The organism is Streptococcus sp. WM07 (assembly GCF_004570525.1).
In the GTDB taxonomy this organism is placed as follows: Bacteria; Bacillota; Bacilli; order Lactobacillales; family Streptococcaceae; genus Streptococcus.
The window spans coordinates 1-1,843 of sequence record NZ_SPPZ01000102.1 but is presented as its reverse complement, the minus strand read 5'-3'; the positions used below and the strand labels follow the sequence as shown (position 1 = coordinate 1,843).

General features: G+C 51.0%; 1 tRNA gene and 1 rRNA gene. Both read right to left on the bottom strand.

Going from position 1 to position 1,843, the window contains the following annotated elements:
- Window positions 1–2: 2 nt before the first annotated feature.
- Window positions 3–75, bottom strand: a tRNA-Ala gene (locus tag E4T71_RS08490).
- A gap of 88 nt (window positions 76–163) precedes the next feature.
- Window positions 164–1,710 (bottom strand): 16S ribosomal RNA (locus tag E4T71_RS08485).
- Between the last annotated feature and the right edge of the window lie 133 nt (window positions 1,711–1,843).

Here is a 1,843-nt window from a genome sequence, read left to right as displayed (position 1 = left end):
AATGGAGCCTAGCGGGATCGAACCGCTGACCTCCTGCGTGCAAAGCAGGCGCTCTCCCAGCTGAGCTAAGGCCCCTTCCTATTCATGTAGGATTTCTTTTTCTCTGTCATCTACATGACCTCTCAAAACTGAACAAGTACCAATGTGCTTCCTTTTTCCTTAGAAAGGAGGTGATCCAGCCGCACCTTCCGATACGGCTACCTTGTTACGACTTCACCCCAATCATCTATCCCACCTTAGGCGGCTGGCTCCTAAATGGTTACCTCACCGACTTCGGGTGTTACAAACTCTCGTGGTGTGACGGGCGGTGTGTACAAGGCCCGGGAACGTATTCACCGCGGCGTGCTGATCCGCGATTACTAGCGATTCCGACTTCATGTAGGCGAGTTGCAGCCTACAATCCGAACTGAGACTGGCTTTAAGAGATTTGCTTGCCGTCACCGACTTGCCGCTCGTTGTACCAGCCATTGTAGCACGTGTGTAGCCCAGGTCATAAGGGGCATGATGATTTGACGTCATCCCCACCTTCCTCCGGTTTATTACCGGCAGTCTCGCTAGAGTGCCCAACTTAATGATGGCAACTAACAATAAGGGTTGCGCTCGTTGCGGGACTTAACCCAACATCTCACGACACGAGCTGACGACAACCATGCACCACCTGTCTCCAGTGTTCAAAAGAAAAATTCTATCTCTAGAACGGGCACTGGGATGTCAAGACCTGGTAAGGTTCTTCGCGTTGCTTCGAATTAAACCACATGCTCCACCGCTTGTGCGGGCCCCCGTCAATTCCTTTGAGTTTCAACCTTGCGGTCGTACTCCCCAGGCGGAGTGCTTAATGCGTTAGCTGCGGCACTAAGCCCCGGATAGGGCCTAACACCTAGCACTCATCGTTTACGGCGTGGACTACCAGGGTATCTAATCCTGTTCGCTACCCACGCTTTCGAGCCTCAGCGTCAGTTACAGACCAGAGAGCCGCTTTCGCCACCGGTGTTCCTCCATATATCTACGCATTCCACCGCTACACATGGAATTCCACTCTCCCCTTCTGCACTCAAGTTGAACAGTTTCCAAAGCATACTATGGTTAAGCCACAGCCTTTAACTTCAGACTTATCCAACCGCCTGCGCTCGCTTTACGCCCAATAAATCCGGATAACGCTCGGGACCTACGTATTACCGCGGCTGCTGGCACGTAGTTAGCCGTCCCTTTCTGGTAAGTTACCGTCACAGTGTGAACTTTCCACTCTCACACTCGTTCTTCTCTTACAACAGAGCTTTACGATCCGAAAACCTTCTTCACTCACGCGGCGTTGCTCGGTCAGGGTTGCCCCCATTGCCGAAGATTCCCTACTGCTGCCTCCCGTAGGAGTCTGGGCCGTGTCTCAGTCCCAGTGTGGCCGTTCACCCTCTCAGGTCGGCTATGTATCGTCGCCTAGGTGAGCCTTTACCTCACCTACTAGCTAATACAACGCAGGTCCATCTGGTAGTGATGCAGTTGCATCTTTCAAATAGATATCATGCAATATCCATTGTTATGCGGTATTAGCTATCGTTTCCAATAGTTATCCCCCGCTACCAGGCAGGTTACCTACGCGTTACTCACCCGTTCGCAACTCCTCAAGAAGAGCAAGCTCTTCTATCAGCGTTCTACTTGCATGTATTAGGCACGCCGCCAGCGTTCATCCTGAGCCAGGATCAAACTCTCATCAAAAGTTTGAGCTACTGCTCATTTCTGTCACTGACAGATTTATTGCTTTTTTCATTGACAGGTAGTATTTCTACTACCCGCACATTGGTATTCGTCTTGTTCAGTTTTCAAAGGTCATGCCTCTCACGAGACAACT